The 15,375-nt window shown below is 70.3% G+C and carries 15 protein-coding genes and 1 pseudogene; 6 read left to right on the top strand and 10 right to left on the bottom strand.

Going from position 1 to position 15,375, the window contains the following annotated elements; translation table 11 throughout:
* Window positions 1-84: 84 nt before the first annotated feature.
* From ACTWQN_RS08895 to ACTWQN_RS08885, 3 genes are all read right to left on the bottom strand, one after another.
* Window positions 85-1,197, bottom strand: a complete 1,113-nt coding sequence (locus tag ACTWQN_RS08895; protein ID WP_443202883.1) for an ABC transporter substrate-binding protein — start codon at window positions 1,195-1,197, stop codon at window positions 85-87.
* 123 nt (window positions 1,198-1,320) lie between these two features.
* Window positions 1,321-1,947, bottom strand: coding sequence for a cupin domain-containing protein (locus ACTWQN_RS08890; protein WP_443202882.1), 627 nt, complete (start codon window positions 1,945-1,947; stop codon window positions 1,321-1,323).
* Between the two features lie 65 nt (window positions 1,948-2,012).
* Window positions 2,013-2,906, bottom strand: a complete 894-nt coding sequence (locus ACTWQN_RS08885) for an NAD(P)-dependent oxidoreductase (RefSeq protein ID WP_443202881.1) — start codon at window positions 2,904-2,906, stop codon at window positions 2,013-2,015.
* A gap of 124 nt (window positions 2,907-3,030) precedes the next feature.
* Here ACTWQN_RS08885 and ACTWQN_RS08880 point away from each other — a divergent pair, with 124 nt between their 5' ends.
* On the top strand, window positions 3,031-4,302 hold the full coding sequence (locus ACTWQN_RS08880; RefSeq protein ID WP_443202880.1) for an MFS transporter: 1,272 nt from the start codon (window positions 3,031-3,033) through the stop codon (window positions 4,300-4,302).
* On the opposite strand, the gene phtC is transcribed toward ACTWQN_RS08880, so the two are convergent.
* The 5 genes from phtC to ACTWQN_RS08855 form a co-directional block, all read right to left on the bottom strand.
* Window positions 4,256-4,984, bottom strand: a complete 729-nt coding sequence (gene phtC / locus ACTWQN_RS08875) for a 3,4-dihydroxyphthalate decarboxylase (RefSeq protein ID WP_443202879.1) — start codon at window positions 4,982-4,984, stop codon at window positions 4,256-4,258. The two genes, ACTWQN_RS08880 and phtC, sit on opposite strands and share 47 nt — an antisense overlap.
* Window positions 4,985-4,986: 2 nt before the next feature.
* Window positions 4,987-6,108 carry a zinc-dependent alcohol dehydrogenase gene (locus tag ACTWQN_RS08870; RefSeq protein WP_443202878.1) on the bottom strand — a complete coding sequence of 374 codons (1,122 nt, stop codon included), beginning with the start codon at window positions 6,106-6,108 and terminating at the stop codon, window positions 4,987-4,989.
* A 77-nt stretch (window positions 6,109-6,185) separates the two neighbouring features.
* On the bottom strand, window positions 6,186-6,482 hold the full coding sequence (locus tag ACTWQN_RS08865) for a hypothetical protein (protein WP_443202877.1): 297 nt from the start codon (window positions 6,480-6,482) through the stop codon (window positions 6,186-6,188).
* A gap of 7 nt (window positions 6,483-6,489) precedes the next feature.
* A complete protein-coding gene (locus ACTWQN_RS08860) occupies window positions 6,490-7,038 on the bottom strand; it encodes an aromatic-ring-hydroxylating dioxygenase subunit beta (RefSeq protein ID WP_443202876.1) in 549 nt (182 codons plus the stop codon).
* The gene (locus ACTWQN_RS08855) at window positions 7,035-8,291 is read right to left on the bottom strand and encodes an aromatic ring-hydroxylating oxygenase subunit alpha (protein WP_443202875.1); all 1,257 of its coding nucleotides are present in this window, start codon (window positions 8,289-8,291) and stop codon (window positions 7,035-7,037) included. Before ACTWQN_RS08855 ends, ACTWQN_RS08860 begins: the two co-directional genes overlap by 4 nt.
* Window positions 8,292-8,452: 161 nt before the next feature.
* Here ACTWQN_RS08855 and ACTWQN_RS08850 point away from each other — a divergent pair, with 161 nt between their 5' ends.
* Window positions 8,453-9,175 carry a FadR/GntR family transcriptional regulator gene (locus ACTWQN_RS08850; protein WP_443202874.1) on the top strand — a complete coding sequence of 241 codons (723 nt, stop codon included), beginning with the start codon at window positions 8,453-8,455 and terminating at the stop codon, window positions 9,173-9,175.
* 38 nt (window positions 9,176-9,213) lie between these two features.
* On the opposite strand, the gene ACTWQN_RS08845 is transcribed toward ACTWQN_RS08850, so the two are convergent.
* Window positions 9,214-9,495 (bottom strand): MmyB family transcriptional regulator, encoded by a 282-nt coding sequence (locus ACTWQN_RS08845; protein ID WP_443202873.1) that lies wholly within the window; start codon window positions 9,493-9,495, stop codon window positions 9,214-9,216.
* Here ACTWQN_RS08845 and ACTWQN_RS08840 point away from each other — a divergent pair.
* Window positions 9,446-9,778: an SDR family NAD(P)-dependent oxidoreductase gene (locus ACTWQN_RS08840; protein WP_443203182.1), complete on the top strand. Its 333-nt coding sequence runs from the start codon at window positions 9,446-9,448 to the stop codon at window positions 9,776-9,778. The genes ACTWQN_RS08845 and ACTWQN_RS08840 overlap by 50 nt on opposite strands.
* Before the next feature lie 23 nt (window positions 9,779-9,801).
* On the opposite strand, the gene ACTWQN_RS08835 is transcribed toward ACTWQN_RS08840, so the two are convergent.
* On the bottom strand, window positions 9,802-10,923 hold the full coding sequence (locus tag ACTWQN_RS08835; protein WP_443202872.1) for a coiled-coil domain-containing protein: 1,122 nt from the start codon (window positions 10,921-10,923) through the stop codon (window positions 9,802-9,804).
* A gap of 172 nt (window positions 10,924-11,095) precedes the next feature.
* Between ACTWQN_RS08835 and ACTWQN_RS08830 the strand changes: the two genes are divergently transcribed.
* The 3 genes and pseudogenes from ACTWQN_RS08830 (at window position 11,096) to ACTWQN_RS08825 (ending at window position 15,283) form a co-directional block, all read left to right on the top strand.
* Window positions 11,096-11,917 carry a pentapeptide repeat-containing protein gene (locus tag ACTWQN_RS08830; RefSeq protein ID WP_443202871.1) on the top strand — a complete coding sequence of 274 codons (822 nt, stop codon included), beginning with the start codon at window positions 11,096-11,098 and terminating at the stop codon, window positions 11,915-11,917.
* A gap of 510 nt (window positions 11,918-12,427) precedes the next feature.
* Window positions 12,428-13,330: pseudogene (locus ACTWQN_RS38060) on the top strand (endonuclease Q family protein); the annotation flags it as partial.
* Window positions 13,331-13,546: 216 nt separating this feature from the next.
* On the top strand, window positions 13,547-15,283 hold the full coding sequence (locus ACTWQN_RS08825) for an ATP-dependent helicase (RefSeq protein ID WP_443203163.1): 1,737 nt from the start codon (window positions 13,547-13,549) through the stop codon (window positions 15,281-15,283).
* Window positions 15,284-15,375 lie beyond the last annotated feature (92 nt).

Raw genomic sequence — 15,375 nt, 5'->3', positions numbered from 1 at the left:
CGGTCTTCGCCCTGCCGGGATCGCGACCGGACCGGGCGGGTCGCGACGGTCCGCGGGCGGAAACTTGGCGGTGCGGCGGGAGTTTCACCGAGCCTGCGGCGCACCGCGCAGCAGGTCGTCGTAGGCCTTGTTCCACATGTCGGCCTTCTGCAGCGCCGAGTCGGGCATCTCGTACACCGGGGTGCCTTCGGGGATCGGGTTGTCGAAGCCCGCGACGTTCTCGGCGGCCGGGATCCGGTGGGATTCGGCGATCACCTTCTGACCCTCGCTGAGCACCCAGTCCGCCCACAACAGGGCCGCCGCCGGGTGTCGGGGCTGCGCCATGAGCGCCAGCCCGTCCGGGCGCAGGATCACCGGATCGGAGACGGGATGCCACGCCACCGGCGCGCCGTTGGCGGCCGCTTTGTCGACGGTGTGGGTGTAGATCGACGCCGCCACCGCGAACTGGCCCGCGCTGAGCAGCTCGCCCTGGACGGTGTGGCCCTTGGTGACCTTCGAGTTCGCGACGACCTGCCGGAACAGCTGGTCGACGGCCTCCGGGCGCATGCCCTTCTGGTCGGTGAGGTAGGTGTGCATCGTGGCGTACCAGTCCCAGTCACCGACTTCCAGCGCCACCTTGCCCCGCCACTTCGGGTCGGCGAGGTCGGTGAAGCTCTTCGGGGACTGGCCTTCCGGCACGAGGGAGGTGTTCCAGCCGACGACGAACCCGTTGAACCGCTCGGCCTGCCAGTCGCCGAAGATCGCATCGGGACGCAGGTTCTGCTTGGCCGGGCCGTCGTAGGGCGCGAGCGCGCCTTCCTTGCTCAACACCCGCAGTTCGAACTCGTTGGTGTCCACGACGTCGTTGGCGACCTTGCGGGCGCCGGATTCCTGCAGGATGCGCTGCAACACGGTTTCGGAGTTGGCCCGGAAGGCGTTCACCTTGATGTCCGGGTAGGTCCGCTGGAAACCGTCGATGAGGTCCTGGATGTCGGTGTTGGAGGTGTAGACGTCGACCTCGCCGCCTTCGGCCTTCGCGGCCTCCAGCAGTTTGGCCGTGCGGTCCGGGCCGGTCAGGTTCGCATAGGTCGCGTACGCGTTGGTGCCGTTGGTCGATCCGGCGGTGGCGGGCGGGCCGTCCGCGGCTCCGGAGGAGCAGCCGGTCACCGCGAGGCCGACGGTCAGCAGCAGGGCGAGCAGCGGGGAAGGGTAGCGCATCGGTGAGCTCCCTTGGGTGTGGTGGGAGAAAACCGGGCGGGGCCGAGCCTTTTGACGCGGGAGACCAGTGGTGTCACGCGCGTGTGGTGGGCTCGGCCGCCCGGCGGGCATCGTCGGTGTGCGTCAGGACTTTCCGGGGTCGTTCACGGGTTCGACGATCGTGTTGGCGTCATCGCCGCGCATGCCGCCGTGCACCGTTCCGTTTTCGATCGCGGCTTCCAGCAGCGGGCGCGCCTCGTCCGGGGAGAGCTGGACGCCGTGGCGCTCGATGTTGTGCAGCCGCATGGTGCGCAGCAGCCCGGTGTCCTGGATGGCGAGGTAGCGCGAGGTGTCGGACTCGTCGAGGTTGAAGTGCTGGTGCCAGGCCCAGCGGGGCGGCGCGAAGAGGGTGCCCTCGGACCATTCGACGACCTCGATCGGCTCGTCGTCGTAGTTGATCAACGAGTAGCCGTGCCCCTTCACGACGTAGAGGTAGGCCTCGGTGGTGTGGCGGTGGCGCACGGACTGGCTGCCCGGCTTGAGTTCGGCGAGGTGCGCGTTGAGGACCTCGTAGTCGGAGAGGTCGAACCAGTGCCCGCGATTGTTGCGCCAGGGCCGCTCGGGCAGCTCCATCTTCCGCAGGTCGTGCGGAACCACCAGACCTTTGGTCGGCGGGTGCTTGCGGTTGAACTCGTCGCGCGCGGCGATCTCGGAGGTGCTCCGGTTTCGCTTCTCGCTGGACAGAACGCCTTTCTGGTAGTCGTCTCGCACGTTGCGTTCCCTTCGACAGTGGTGCGGTGAACCCGCACCCAGACTACGGTCTTACGGTATGACCTTTAACCCTCGTTACCTGACCGAAACAACGAGGCGGATGGCGTGCCAACTGAGACGAGGAGCTCGGCCAGGGCCTCGACGGTGATGCCGGACATTCGGTCCCGGCACATCTCGGCGACCGGTGTCGGGCGGCCGACCTCGCGCGCGAGGCGGTCGACGGTGTCGAGATCCTTCGCCCACCAGGTCAACCGCATCCGTTCCAGCTCCCGCAGCGTCCGGCTGTCGGTCGGCCCGTCCATCAGCGCCGCCCGCACGGCCGGAACCGAAAGGCCGTGGCGCCGAGCGAGATCCAGCGCTTCCTCGATGGCGCAGATCTGCGCCCAGTGCACGAGGTTGTTCGCGCTCTTCGCGATCTGCCCCGCGCCCAGCGCGCCGAGGTGATGCACGCTGGCGCACCAGGGTGCGAGCACCGGCCGGGCCCGTTCGAGCGTCTCGGCCCGCCCGCCGACGAGCAGGTTGACCGCCGCTTGCTCGGCCGCCCGCACGCCTCCGGTCAGCGCGGCGTCCAGCACGCCGCCCCGACCGTCCACAGTGGTCAGCGCGGCGTCGATCTCGCGCACGGTCGCGGGATGCACGGAGCTGCACACCACGATCACGCCGCCAGCGGCGCGGTCGACGACACCGCCAGTGCCGAGGCACACCTCCCGGACGTCGGCGTCGGAGGGCACCAGGACCAGCGTCACCGCGCTCGCCGCGGCCACCGCGCCCGCGTCATCGGCCACCGCGCAGCCGACGGCCGTGGCCGCCGTGACTCGGGCCGGATCCAGATCGTGGACGGTCACGGCGATCCCGGCTCCCGCCAGGTGCCCGGCGATGGGCAGGCCCATCGCTCCCAGGCCGATCACCCCGACCGCGGGGAAGTTGCCGGAATGGTCGCCATCGTCATCGTTTTCCACCGGGATCGCTCCCCTCTCGTCCGCGCGATCGCGAGACGGGCTTCGCCCCAGAGAACAGTCCGGAGCGATCACTAGCGCAAGACATGGTATTACCATTAGTCCTCAAACGGAAGGGGTTTGGCGCATGGCGCGATCGTTGGCCCACCGACGACGTCCGCGGTTCGTGGCGAGAACGGTGCGCTCCCTGCGGCATCGCGACTACCGGCGATTCCTGTTCGGCCACGCCGTTTCCGTCATCGGCACCTGGATGCAGCGGGTCGCCCAGGACTGGCTGGTCGTCCAGCTCACCGACAACGGCCTCGCACTCGGCATCACCTCGGCACTGCAGTTCGTGCCGACCCTGCTGTTCGGGCTGTGGGGCGGCGCCCTGGTGGACCGGCTGGACCGGCGGCGACTGCTCATCGGCACCCAGACCGCCAGCGCGCTGCTCGCCGCGACGCTCGCGGCGCTGAGCCTGACCGGACTGGTGCGGCTGTGGATGGTCTACGTGCTCGCACTCGGCCTCGGACTCGTGACGGTGCTGGACACACCCGCCCGCCAGGCACTGGTCACCGACAAGGTCCCAAAGCAGGACTACGCCAACGCCCAAGCCCTGAACTCCACAGTGCACAACGCCGGTCGACTCATCGGCCCGGCACTGGCCGGGGTGGTCATCGCCATCGCAGGAGTGGGCACCGCCTTCGCGATCAACGCCGTGTCGTTCGTCGCGGTGTTGATCGGGCTGCTGCGGATGGCCCCGGACACCCCCGCCGCCGCCCACGAGCGGCGAACGACCCCCAAGGGCGCCCTGGAAGGGCTGCGCTACGTGCTGGCCCGACCCGAGATGACCGCGACGCTCGTGCTGGTCGCGGTGATCGGGCTGTTCGGCCAGAACTTCCGGGTCGTGCTGCCGCTGCTGGCCCGCGACGACCTGCACAGCGGCGTCTCCGGGTACGGCGCGCTCACCAGCGCCCTCGGCCTGGGCGCCGCCCTCGGCGCGCTCGTGGCGGCCAGTCGCGAAGAAGTCGGTCTGCGCGGGATCGCCTGGTGGACCGCGGCTTTCGCCGCGACCAACGCCGCCGCCGCGCTCGCGCCGGGACTGTCGCTGACGCTCGTCGCGGTCACCGCGATGGGCATCGCCAACATCAGCTTCAACACCCTGACCCGCACCCTGCTGCAACTGCGCGCCGACAAAGGGCTGCAGGGCCGCGTCATCAGCCTGCACAGCCTGGTGTTCCTCGGCACGACCCCGCTGGGCGGGCCGCTGCTGGGCTGGTGGTGCGAACGGTTCGGGGCCCGCGCCGGACTGTGGCTCGCGGCCGCGACGGCGCTGCTGGCGGCGGTGGCGGTGCTGCCGGTCCTGCGCCGCGTCAGGGCAACCGGGTCAACAGATGACGCCACATCATCGACACGTTGAACCCGCCACCGAGATCGGGCAGCTCCGCCAGATCCTCTTCTGCGATGGGCTCCAACCGCGACCCGGCCGACGCCGCCGCCAGCATCATCCGCGCCAGCGAGTCGACCGCGACCGCCTGGACCACCGCCGCCGCGATCGCGGTCATCGGATCACCCTCGGCCACGCTCAGCAAACCGTGCCCGCGCAACACGCACACCGGCCGCCGACCCATGTGATCGAGCAGCTGGTGGGCCAGATCCGCACGCCGCACCAGCACCGAACGCGGCCACTCCGGAATGCCCTCGGCCGCCATCCGCGCCGCCGGAATGTCGTAGGCGCCCACCACGGGCCGCCACGGCAATCGGGCGACGGTCGCCGCCACCACGGCCGGTGGATGGGCGTGCACGACGGCGGTGACCTCCGGTCGGCGGCGCATCGGTTCGACGTGCAGCGGCAGTTCGTTGGGCGGCGCCCAGTCCCCCTCGGGCGCCGCCTGGTCGAAGTCGACCTCGTGAACATCGTCCACTGTGGTCAGTGCGAGCCCGCGTTCGTTCGGGCCGCGACCACGCACCAGCAGGCTGTGCTGCGACGTCCGCACGCTGACGTGGCCGAGCACGTTCTCCACCAGACCGGCGGCGGCCAACACCCGGCAGGCCAGCGCGACCTGCTCGCGCAACTCATGCAGCGGTGGTTGAGCGGTCATGATCACGGCACCACGCTGACGTGGATCGCGCCCCGCTCGCCGCCCCGCGCGGCCACGTGCATGGCCTCCGGGGCTTGTTCGAGCGGGAACCGGTGGGTGCACAGCCGTTCCAGCGGAAAGCGGTGCGAGCGGATGATGTCGATGGCGGGCTCCACCGACCGGTGATCGTGGCCCCGCACCCCGCGCACCACCAGTTCCTTGCGGACCACCAGGTCGTTGGAGAAACCCGCCACGGCGCGGCCGTGCTTGCTCGCGGCCAGCAACACCCGAGCGCGCTTGCCCGCCATCGCCAACGCGTCCTCGACGGTCCCGGTCGCACCCGGCGCCAGGTCCACCACCACGTCCGCACCCCGACCCGACGTCGCGTCCAACACCGACTCGACCGGGCTGGTGCCGTCGGCGGCGACGACCACCTCATCGGCGCCCAACGCCTTCGCGACCTCCAACCGGTCCCCGTCGCGCGCGGTCCCGACCACGATCACCCGGCCCGCACCCGCGACGCGCGCCGCGACCACGCAGCCCAGACCGTGCTGACCGGGGCCGATCACCACCGCCGTCTCGCCGACCTGCAAACCGCCTTCCTGCACCACCCACCGAACCCCGTTGCCCACCGGCACGTACAGCGCGGCGAGCTCAGGACCGATGTCCTCGCCGACGGGGTAGACGATCGAGCGCGGATGCAGGTACAGGTAGTCGGCCTGCCCGCCGTAGAGCGCGGGCGCCACCGCCAGCGGGGTGGCGCCGTAGCGCAGGAACGGTTTGCCGCCCCGCGAGTCGGTCGCCTCGCAGATCCGGTAGTTGCCGCCGCGGCACAGGCGGCAGGTGCCGCACGGCAGGAACTCCTCGACGGCGATCCGGTCACCGACCGCGACACCCCAACGCTGCGCCGCCCGGTCGCCGACGGCGACGACACGACCGACGTTCTCGTGCCCCAGGATGAGCGGGCCGAGTCCGGCGCCGCGCGACTGGCGGCCCCAGATCTCCCAATCGGTACCGCAGATCGCGGTGACCTCCACCCGCAGCAGCCCGTCGTCGGGGCCGATCCGCGGGATCGGGATGTCGCGGGATTCCATTGTGTACGCGTCAGTGGCCACCATCGCCCGAGCGCGCTCCGGCACGTCCATTGCTCAGACCCTGTTCTCGTTCTCGCAGCGGCGCCAGCCGCTTGGCCCACCCACGGCACTGGCACCGCCGCGGGTTCTCAGACCTCGTCGGGGTCGGGTTCGGGGGTGGACACCAGGTCGCTGGGGTCGACCAGCGGTGCGAAATCCTTGTGCCTGACCCTGGTCAACGCCTCCAGTTCGAGGGGGTCGAGGAAGACCGAAGCGCCGGAGGCCAGGTCGCGGATGCACAAACGCGCGCCGCTTTCGGTCTCGTAGCGACTCACCTCCACCATCGCGAACTCGTTCTGGTAGATCTCCGGCGGTCCCGACCGGCGGGGCCACCCGGATTCCTCGTCCTGCTCCGATGCCGGGCCTGCGGCGAAACGGTCGCTCACGATCCCCTCACAGAATGAATGCCAGGTTGAACAGCGGCTGCTCGGATTCGATCAGCACCAACTTCTTCAGGGTGATCCGCCACTGGCCGGACTCGCGGCGCACCCGGTACTCGCAACGCCCGGCCAGCATCCGCGTCCGGTTCAGGCCCACCTGGCGCTCCCCGCCCGGCCGCAACTCGGCGATCAGCTGGGCGCAGTTGATCCGCGGCCCGTCCTCGTCCTCGACCACCTCGATGTTGCTGGCGAAGTGCACCGTACGGGAACGCGGATTCTGGTCCAGCACCGGAGTGTGCAGGGTGCGGAACACCCGCTCGGCCCGGCGCTCGGCGTCGTCGTAGACGATGGACACCTTCGTGCGGGCGTCGGCCAATTCGCCGTCGTGGACGGGAATCCAGTACACGCCGTCGGAGGTGAACAGCTCCAGCCACTCCTCGTAGCGCACCTCGTCGAGCAGTCGGCACTCTCGGAACACCAGGGTCTCGGCCTCCGCGACGGTCAGCGTCGCCTGCTGCGACGCCCCGTTGCTCGCGACCTGCGCGTCCGTGGTGGTAGTCATTGCATGCACCTCTTCCACTGCCGGTACAGCGATCTCACTGGCGTTTCGTCGGTGCTGTGCCCCACGACCTCGCCCTCGTCGTTGGTGGTCTCGCGGTGCAGCCCCCGCGACATCAGCGCCCACTCGACGCCGCGTGCGCGGACCCCGCTCTGGTTGGACACGAAGATCTCCACGTCATCGGGAGCGCCGAAGCCCGACGGGCCGTAGAAGCGCTCGTGGGCGCGGTAACGGCCCTCGTTGAGCTCGGCGGGCACCCCGTCGAGCGCGTAGACGTAGAGGTAGACCTCGGTGGAGTCCACCGCGAGCGGATTGATCACCCGCAACTGGGTGTCGAACAGGTAGAGGTTGGGGAAGATGAAGATGTTGCGGCGGGCCGAGACGAACTCGATGTGGTCGTCGTCGAACTTCTCCCGCAACGCCCGCTCGTATTCGGGGAACTTGACCATCATGCGGCCGGTCCAGCTGGCGGCCGGGTTCAGACCACCGGGACGCTCCAGCAAACCGTGGCCGCCGACGAATCCGCGGGTGCAGCCGTCGGCGCGGTATTTCCGGATGTCGCGCACCGGCGCCTCACCGGCGCGGTCGAGCACCCGCTGCCACGACTCGTGCACGTAATTGCCGTGGTAACCGTCATGCCCGTTCTCGGCCTGCCACTTCCAGTTCCCCGGATACGGGTACTTGTGCGCGGTGGGGATGACCGAGATCGAACCCAGCGGCGACCGGTCGAACCACGCGTCGATGTACGGGCGCACCGGGGCCAGGTGTTCTTCCAGGCTCGGGCCGTCCTCGGCGAGGTCGGCGAAGATCAGCCCGCGGTAGATCCCGACCCGGGCCACCCGCTTGAGGCCCCAGGCCGACTTGTCGAAGTCTTCCTTCCAGCCGTGTGCCATCGCCATTCCGACGAGCGTGCCGTCGTTGGCGTATCCCCAGTTGTGGTACGGACACCGGAAATAGTTGGAGTGACCGACTTCGGCCCGGCAGACGACCGTGCCCCGGTGGCGGCACCGGTTGAGCAGCACGTAGATCTGGCCGTCCTCGTGTCGGCTCACGACAACTGGCTGAGTGCCTATCGAGGTGGTCTTGTAGTCCCCGGGTTCGGGCACCTGGGACTCGTGCGCGACGAACACCCAACCGCGTTCGAAAATATTGCGCATCTCCGATTCGAAGACCGCGGGGTTGGTGTAGACGTCCGTGTTGACCTCGAAGGTGTCCTGGGTTTCCTTGACGAGATCCCCCAGGGAGAGGTCCGGCATGGCGACCATGGGACTCCACTTCTACTTTGGACTATTGGTAAGACCATAAAGTGTGGTTCGGTGGTTGTCAAATGGTTTGACCGATGAGATGGGAGGATGGGTGCATGGCTTCGCGCGACCAAACCCAACCGACGGAAATACCCACGGGACAGGAGGGAGACATGTTCCAGGCCGTCAGCCTCAGCCGCGTCTCCCAGGCCATTGTGGAGCAGGTGAAAGTGCTCATCCGGCAAGGCCGGCTGACGCCGGGTGACCGGCTGCCCAGCGAACGCGCCCTGTGCGAACGCTTCGGCGTCAGCCGGGTCACCGTGCGAGAAGCGCTGCGCGTGCTCGAAGCCAGCGGCCTGATCACGATCCGCGTCGGCGCCCGCGGCGGCGCCTTCGTCACCTCACCGACCTCGGAGCAGGTCGGCGAAGGCCTCGCCGACCTGCTCAACCTCTCGCCGCTGACCGCGTCCAACGTGACCGAAGCGCGGATGGTCTTCGAACTCGGCATCGTGCCGCTGGTCGTCGAGCGCGCCAGCGAGGAGGACATCGCCGCCCTGCGCGAGATGGTGACCGCCCACCAGGCCGCGCTCGGCGCGAACCAGTACACGGTGTCGATGTCCGCCGACTTCCACACCCGCGCCGCGGCCTGCACGCACAACCCGGCCATCGAGATGCTGGTGCAGTCCTTCCACGGCCCGCTGCTGATGTCCTTGCGGGAAGCCAAGGAGGCCGCCCCGCTCATGGGCCCCCGCGGCGTGGAGGAGCACAGCGCGCTCATCGACGCCATCGACGCCCGCGACACCAAGAAGGCGATGGCGATCATGCGCGAACACCTCCAGCGCACCGCCGACCGCGTCAACGCTCCCACGCAGGGCGAAACGCCGTCTGACAGCTGATCGGGTCTGGGCGGCCGATCCGCCCAGACCCGTGGCACTCATCGGCGCCGGACGTTGTCGTCCTCGGGCACCGGCGCCGCAGCGGTGTTGTCGGTGGCGAGATGGGCGAGCAGCGTCAGCGACTGCGCTGCCGCACTGCCAGGCACCGCGTGGAAGAGGACCAGGACCAACCCGTCGGTGCCGGTGATCGCGAGCTTCTCGTAGTTCAGCTCCATCGCCCCGACCTGCGGGGTGGACCACGGTGGAACCGCCGGTGCGCGGGGCGACCTCGTGGCGCACCCGCAGCTGGCGGAACTCCTCGCTGCGCACCGACAGCTCACCCACCAGGAGGGCGCGGCGATGACGCCCGAGATCCAGGCGATCTTCGACAACTACCCCTGGCGCACCCCCCAGCAGGGCGCGGCCACCTCGGTGCTGCTGGCGGCTTCCCCGCTGGTGGACGGCATCGGCGGACGCTACTTCGCGAACTGCGTCGAGGCCCTGCCCCACGATCCGGCCACCGATGGCCAGTCCGCCGAGGCCACCGGTGTCGCCGCACACGCCCTGGACCCCGAAGCCGCCGCCCGCCTGTGGGAGGTTTCGACCCGAATGCTCGCCGACTGACCCAGCCGCTGCCGTCGGTGCCGTTAGGCGGGTTCCGACGGCGGCAGCGGCGTCGCACGCAGTATCCGCAGCTCCTCGGCCGCCGCGTCCAGCTGCCGTTCCGCGCGCTCGGCGCGGGCCAACGACTGGGCCCGCGCATCCTGCACGGCCGCCACCCGCTGCGCGGCGGCGTCGCGCTCGGCCCGCAGCCGCTCCTCAGCCTCCGCCCGCACCCGCCGCAGCTCCGCGGCCTGCTGTTCGCGCAGCGCCGCGAGCTCTTCGCGCTGGCGCTGGGTCTCCGCGCGCGCTTGCTCCGCGGCCCTCTTCAGCTCGGCCAATTGGCTCTGGGCCGTCTCCGCGGCCTGCTCCGCGCGTGCCGCGCGCTCCACGGCCGCCGCCTGCTGCTGCCCGGCCTCGGCCATCTGCTGCCGGGCTCGTTCTTGCGCCGCTTGGACCTCCGCCGCCGCGTCCGCCTTGGCCTGCTCGATGGTCTGGCGCGCGTCGGCGACCTGCTGGTCGGCGTCCCGGCGGGCGGCGGCCATGGCGACCTCCGCTTCGTTGCGCGCCGCCTCCACGTCCTGCGCCGCCCGGTGTGCGACCTGGCGTGCCTGCTGCACGGCATCATCCCGTTCCTTGCGGGCGCTTTCGGCGTCGTGCCCGGCGGTTTCCGCGGCAGCGGCGGCGTCCTCGGCCGCGTCTTCGGCGGCGCTGCGGGCCTGTTCGGCGTCGCGACGCTGCTGCTGCGCGGTGGCCAAGGCCTGCTCGGCCTGCGCGATGCGGTGTGCGGCTTCGGCCTGGGCGGTCTGGATCTGAGCTTCGGCCGCGCTGGGATCAGCGATGGTAGCGAGTTCGGTGATGCCGGCGCGCAGATTCCGGGTCAATTGCTCCGACAGGAGTCGGTACTGCCGCAACAACTCCTCGGCCCGCAGCCGCGCCCCGTCGTATTCGGCGACCGCCACCGCCGACAGCGGCACCTGCTCCTGCACCGCCTGCAGCCGCTGCCGCTCCTTCCACGCCCGCCACCGGGTGTGCTCGGGAAGATCGCAGTACTCCGAAGGCCGTCCCGGCCCGCCGGTGCGCACCACTTCCCGCGAACAGCCGGGAAACCGGCAGCTGCCCTCGGCCTGCTCGTCGGAAGCTGCATCTTCCACCGGCTGCTCACCCATGCCGAGACGTTATCAACCGGCCACCGACCAACCGGAGCAACGCCGCAGGCGCGGCGGCCCCGACTCCGATCCGCGAATCCCGGATCGCCGCAGCCGGTACCAGCGGTGGGTCCGCGCTGGCCATCGGCGAGAATGGGTTCGTCCCACACCACGCCGCAGGAGATCACGCACGTTGTCCCACCAGCACGACGTCCCGTCCGCCGACAGCCTGCGAGCCGACTGCACGCGCTGCTTCGGACTGTGCTGCGTGGCACTGCCCTTCGCCGCCTCAGCCGATTTCGCCGTCGACAAGGCCGCCGGGCAGCCGTGCACCAACCTGCGAACCGACTTCCGCTGCGGCATCCACGCAAACCTGCGGGACCGGGGTTTCCGCGGCTGCACCGCCTTCGACTGCTTCGGCGCCGGGCAGAAGGTCTCCCAACTCACCTTCGGCGGACAGGACTGGCGAGCCGCCGCGCACACCGCAGAGCAGATGTTCGCGGTCTTCCCCGTGATGCGGCAACTGCACGAACTGCTGTGGTACCTCACCGAAGCACTGGCCCGGCCAGCCGCCCGACCGGTCCACGACGACCTGCGCCGCGCGCTGGAGCGCACCGACCGGCTCACCCGTGGCAGCGCCGAAACGCTCGCGCCAATCGATGTCGCCGCGCTGCGCGAGGACGTCAACGCGCTGCTGCTGCGCACCAGCGAACTGGTGCGGGCCACCGTCGCGGGCCGCAAGAAGAACCACCGGGGCGCCGACCTCATCGGCGCCAAGCTCCGCGGCGCGAACCTGCGGGGCGCCAGCCTGCGCGGCGCCTACCTCATCGCCGCCGACCTGCGGGGCGCCGATCTGCGCACAGCCGACGTGATCGGCGCGGACTTCCGGGACACCGATCTGCGCGACGCCGACCTCACCGACAGCATCTTCCTCACCCAACCCCAGCTCAACGCGGCCAAGGGCAACGCGGCCACCAAGCTGCCCACCACCCTCACCCGCCCCACCCACTGGTGAGCCGCGCGGGGCCAAGGCCAGCACCAGCAGCGGCAGGGCGAGCACGGCCAGTCCAGCCCACTCCCGGACCCCGGCCCGATCCGCTCGATCCGACTCGGCAGTTCTGTCGTCCATGACGAGATTTTCGGATCTCCAGCGTGCTGGAAGTCAACGCCCCCGACCTGCCGCGCCATCGCGTCAACTGGTCCGAACGAAACTGCCTAGCCCCCGGGCTGGGGCGCGGTGGTCCTTTGGCAAGATCGCCGGGTGCGCTTTTACGCCGATCTGCACATCCACTCGAAGTATTCCCGCGCGTGCAGCAAGGACTGCGACATCGAGCACCTGACCTGGTGGGCGCGCCGCAAAGGCATTTCGCTGGTCGGCACCGGCGATTTCACCCACCCGGCCTGGTTCGCGCACCTGCGCGAGGTCCTCGAACCCGCCGAGCCGGGCGTGTTCCGGCTGCGCGAGGACCTGGACCGCGATCTCACCCGCAGCCTGCCGCCCACCTGCGGCGGGCAGGTCCGGTTCATGCTGTCGGTGGAGATCTCGACGATCTACAAGCATGGCGAGCGCACCCGCAAGGTCCACCACCTGTGCTACATGCCGGATTTCGCCGCCGCCGAGGAGTTCAACCGGCGGCTGGGCCGCATCGGCAACCTCGGCTCCGACGGGCGCCCGATCCTGGGCCTGGACTCGCGCGATCTGCTGGAGATCACCCTCGAATCCGGCGACGGCGCCTACCTGGTGCCCGCGCACATCTGGACCCCGTGGTTCGCGGTGCTGGGCTCCAAGGCCGGGTTCGATGCGATCGAGGACTGCTACCGGGATCTGGCCGGGCACATCTTCGCGCTGGAGACGGGGCTGTCCAGCGACCCGGAGATGAACTGGCGGATCTCCGCGCTCGACAAGTACACGCTGGTCAGCCACTCCGACGCGCACTCGCCGCCGATGCTGGGCCGGGAGGCCAGCGTCTTCGACACCGAGCTGGACTACTTCGCGGTCAAACGCGCGCTGGAGACCGGCGACGGATTCGCGGGCACCGTCGAGTTCTTCCCCGAAGAAGGCAAGTACCACCTCGACGGGCACCGCAAATGCCAGGTGCGCTTCGAACCGGGCGACACCCGCGCCCACAGTGGACTGTGCCCGGGCTGCGGCAAACCGCTGACCGTCGGCGTGCTGCACCGCGTCGACACACTCGCCGACCGGCCCGAGGGCATCCGGCCGCCCGGCGCGGCGGGCTTCCGCAACCTCATCCCGCTGCCGGAGATCGTGGGCGAAGTCCTCGGGGTGGGACCCAAGAGCAAGAAGGTCTTCGGTGAGATCAGCGAGCTGACCGCCACCCACGGCCCGGAGCTGGCGATCCTGGAAGACGTTCCGGTCGACGAACTGCGCGCCAGCAATGCCGAGGTGGCCGAGGCGATCGAGCGGCTGCGGCTCGGCAAGGTGCTGCGCGATCCCGGCTACGACGGCGAATACGGCACGATCCGGGTCTTCGAACCCGCCGAACTCGCCCGGCTGCGCACCGGCAACGCACCCGCGCTGTTCGACGATGCGCTGTTCACCCCGCAACCGGAACCTGAACCCACCGCCGCGGCACCGATCCCCCAGCCGCCCGCCGAACCCGCACCGCGACCGGTCGCCGCCGCAGTGGCCACCGGCTCGGGAGTGCTGGCCGGATTGGATCCCGACCAGCGTGCCGCGGCCGAGGTCGCCGCCGGGCCGCTGCTGATCGTGGCCGGACCCGGCACCGGCAAGACCCGCACCGTCACCCACCGGCTGGCGCACCTGGTCTTGGAGCGCGGCGTCCCGGCCGCCACCTGCCTGGCGATCACCTTCACCCGCCGCGCCGCCGAGGAGATGACCGAACGCCTGCAGGCGCTCATCGGCCCGGCCGCGCGGCAGATGACCGTGGCGACCTTCCACTCGTTCGGACTGCAGATCCTGCGCGAACACCACGAACTCCTCGGCCTGGACGCCGATTTCGGCCTAGCCGACACCGCCCGCCAGCACGAGATCCTCACCGCGATCACCGGCGACGAGCGCGGCGCGCGACGGGGGCGGGCGCAGCTGTCCCCGGCCCGCCGCGGCGGGGATGCCGACCCGGAAACCGAGGCGGTGCTGCGGGAATACCTCACCGCGCTGCGCGCGGCGAACCTAGTCGACTTCGACGACCTCGTCGTGCTGGCCGTGCAGTTGCTCACCGAACATCCCGACATCGCCGAGCAGTACCGGCAGCGCTACCAGTGGATCACCGTCGACGAGTACCAGGACGTCGACGACCTCCAGTACCGGCTGCTGCGCCTGCTCGCCCCGGCCGAGGCCAACCTGACCGCCATCGGCGACCCGGACCAGGCGATCTACTCGTTCCGCGGCGCGGACGTCGCCTTCTTCCTGCGTTTCGAACAGGATTACGCGGGCGCCCCGGTGCTGGCCCTGACCCGCAACTACCGCAGTGGCGCGCACATCCTGGGCGGGGCGATCCGCGCCATCGCACCGTCCACATTGGTCGCCGACCGCCAGCTGCACCCGGCCTCGGGCCGCGAGCCGCACCGCATCGTGCGCCACCAGGCCAGCGACGAACGCGCCGAGGCGGCGTTCGTGGCGCGCACCATCGACCAGTTGCTCGGCGGCGCCTCGTTCCACTCCCTCGACAGCGGCCGGGTCCTCGGCGACGGCCCGGGCGGCATCGGCTTCAACGACATCGCCGTGCTGTACCGCACCGACGCCCAGTCGCGCGCGGTCCTCGACGAGTTGATCCGCTGCGGCCTGCCGGTGCAGAAACGCTCCCACGACCGGCTTTCCGCCCGCCCCGGCGTGGATCTGCTGGTCCGGGAACTGCTGCACGTCGCCGACGGGCGCAGCGGCCCGGTGTCCGACCGGCTGCGCATGGCCGCGAAAACGGTCGCCGACACCGTCGCCGAAGACACCCGCCCCGACATCCACACCGCGGTGGAACTGCTGGCACCACTGGCGCAGCGCTGCGGTGACGATGTGCAGCAGTTCTGCCGGGAAGTGCTGCTGGGCGCCGAAGTCGACACGCTCGACCCGCGCGCCGAGGCGATCTCGCTGCTGACGCTGCACGCCGCCAAGGGCCTGGAGTTCCCGGTGGTCTTCCTCATCGGCTGCGAAGACGGACTGCTCCCGCTGCGCTGGCCCGGCACCGAACCCACCGACGCCGAGGTGGCCGAGGAACGCCGCCTGTTCTTCGTCGGCATGACCCGAGCCCAAGACCACCTCTACCTCACCCACGCGGCCCGCCGGACGATCCGGGGCAGCACCCAGGACCGCACCCGCTCCCCGTTCCTGACCGGACTCGGCGACACGGTCACCGAAGCCGAAACCGTGACCCGCCGTCCCCGCCCAGCCCAACTCACCCTGATGTAAGTGCCTGTCTTTGAACTCGTGCCGCGTGCCCGGTGCGGACCCTGGCGATTTGGCGCGTAATAGCCACCCACAACCCCCGGGAGCCGCCGAGT

Origin of the sequence: Saccharopolyspora antiqui (genome assembly GCF_052246905.1) — a bacterium.
In the GTDB taxonomy this organism is placed as follows: domain Bacteria; phylum Actinomycetota; class Actinomycetes; order Mycobacteriales; family Pseudonocardiaceae; genus Saccharopolyspora.
The sequence above is the reverse complement of the archived record's forward strand: the minus strand, read 5'-3'. Positions and strand labels throughout refer to the sequence as shown.

Bases quoted from the DNA above. Each gene is read 5' to 3' on its own strand.
- ACTWQN_RS08895 (WP_443202883.1), bottom strand. From the start codon at position 1,197: ATGCGCTACCCTTCCCCGCTGCTCGCCCTGCTGCTGACCGTCGGCCTC.
- ACTWQN_RS08855 (WP_443202875.1), bottom strand. From the start codon at position 8,291: ATGCCGGACCTCTCCCTGGGGGATCTCGTCAAGGAAACCCAGGACACC.
- ACTWQN_RS08870 (WP_443202878.1), bottom strand. From the start codon at position 6,108: ATGGACGTGCCGGAGCGCGCTCGGGCGATGGTGGCCACTGACGCGTAC.
- ACTWQN_RS08850 (WP_443202874.1), top strand. From the start codon at position 8,453: ATGTTCCAGGCCGTCAGCCTCAGCCGCGTCTCCCAGGCCATTGTGGAG.
- ACTWQN_RS08835 (WP_443202872.1), bottom strand. From the start codon at position 10,923: ATGGGTGAGCAGCCGGTGGAAGATGCAGCTTCCGACGAGCAGGCCGAG.
- ACTWQN_RS08880 (WP_443202880.1), top strand. From the start codon at position 3,031: ATGGCGCGATCGTTGGCCCACCGACGACGTCCGCGGTTCGTGGCGAGA.
- ACTWQN_RS08860 (WP_443202876.1), bottom strand. From the start codon at position 7,038: ATGACTACCACCACGGACGCGCAGGTCGCGAGCAACGGGGCGTCGCAG.
- phtC (WP_443202879.1), bottom strand. From the start codon at position 4,984: ATGACCGCTCAACCACCGCTGCATGAGTTGCGCGAGCAGGTCGCGCTG.